Here is a 2,008-nt window from a genome sequence, read left to right as displayed (position 1 = left end):
CAAGCACTGTGCTGTACAGTAAGATAATCATTATTTAAAGTAACTCCCTGGCCTGTTTGTCCGCTTACCGGAAGAAGATCACGGAAAGCTGCAACGCTACGTGCTGAAATATAATTCATTACAGGAGAAACAGGTTTCTGATATTTCTTAGACTTTATGGATGCAATCGTAGCATCAATCTGAGCCTGCGTAATGGTAAGCTGACCCAAACCGTAATCATCAATATTCCTGTTTATCGGCCTTAAAAATCCGGTTATTGTAAAGAATTCTGTTAAATCTTCCTGGACTGCATCACAGGTATTTTTCACAAAATTCAGAAGCAAATCACCATTTGAGACCCCGGAAGAATTGGTGTTTCTTGCCTTGTTGGCAACCGTTGCAAACCAGTGCGCATAATCTACTCCTGTATAGTTAGTTGGGTAATTAAAGGAAAGAACCGGCGCATTTCGTGAAGCTCCGGCCAGCTGATAATACAGCTCAAGCTGCCAGAAAGGGATTAATACTTTAAAATTATCCGAATTTACACTATCTTGTAAAGGTTGCTTATTGACGGTTGTATTCAGAATACCTCCGTTTATTCTTCCTCCTGCCACGCTGGCCATTCCTGCTGCTGGTGATTCATCAAATCTTTCCACACTGGTCAGTCCATCTTGTTCTGTACTCATATTATAATCCACCCATGCACTGTATATATTATTGGTAACTTCTGTAGTGCCAATCCATTTAAGATCCGGGCTTATCTGATTAATATGCCCAAATTCATGTGCAAATCCCCATACAGACAATTGATTAATATCAGCAACATAGTTATCATTTCCGTTAGCATCCATATTAATACCCAGTCCGCCTGCATGCCAGCCTCCGCCGTCATTACTATAGCCGAACATACGGTTTTTGGGAACTAAATTATATTTATACAATCCCATCACAAGCCACTCATTTTTTACAATAAGATCGAGTTTTGAAACAAGCGCTACCTGATTATGAAGAGCATATGCTTTCAGCGTGCTTTTTTTATAAACCATATGGACATGCTGTCCCACAACATCAATCATATTATAAGCCGAATTCGTAAGATCTGCCTCCCAATCACTTTGTGTAGATTTTTGATAATGATAAAGACCATTAACCTTACCGGAAACAATATTGATTTTGATATCAGGTAATGCCGCATTGGTATTATAATAATTGATATATCCCAAGCCACTGTTGGTTACAGGAAATACATTTAAACCATTATGAAGTTCATAATAGGAGTCAGTGCCATATAAAGAGGTAGAAAAATCTTTCACCTTCAGAGAAACAATTACTCCTGCTGGGATATTCTGAGCAAACAAAGCTACTTTTTCCCCCTGTGCAAACACAATACCTGTAGGATTCTCAAAAGTGTTATAGCCACTTCCCACCTTTAAATTACCTGTAGTAACAGAAACAGGAGGGTAAACACTATAATTCTGAACCCTGTATTTTTTTACATAAGTTCCGTTAAATAGACATTGCGCTAACCCTTTATAGAATGGCGATGTCATATTATTTATATCCGTCTGAGTAACAGAAGACTTCAATGCTGAATAAAGATTGTCTGTAAAAATATTGCTGTAAGGATTATTAACCCCTGAAGAGCCTGATTTATAAAAGCCCATTTCAGCACAGCTTGCAAAACTGTTCTTCCCATCGTTTACTGTAATTTTTACATTCAAAGGGGTAATCTGATTTGGAAAGTAAACCTTCACAGGAGAAGAAGAATACTGAAAATCAAATGTCATTAACGGAACATATGTGCTGTTTGTGCTCGTATTATAACTGATACTCACGCTTCCAAGCAGTCCGTTGTCTCCACTGGGCCTAGGCGTATATTTTAGATAATCGATAGGGGTAGCACCATCTAATCTGTAATTTAACACCACTGGAAAAGTAGTACCGCCATATGCAGAGTGATACAACGTACTCACATCATTATCATAAGATTTATCTATATCTTCTCCAGGCTGATAAGATGACGCAGTCG

The 2,008-nt window shown here is 38.3% G+C and carries 1 protein-coding gene; it reads right to left on the bottom strand.

What is annotated here, in order from left to right; genetic code table 11:
- Positions 1 to 2,008: M60 family metallopeptidase (locus NK356_RS23980; protein WP_253318242.1), on the bottom strand; the 2,008-nt coding region annotated here is incomplete at both ends.

It is taken from the genome of Chryseobacterium sp. S0630 (assembly GCF_024158915.1).
Classification (GTDB): Bacteria; Bacteroidota; Bacteroidia; order Flavobacteriales; family Weeksellaceae; genus Chryseobacterium.
Note: the sequence above shows the minus strand (reverse complement) of the source record. Positions and strands in the feature narration are given on the sequence as shown.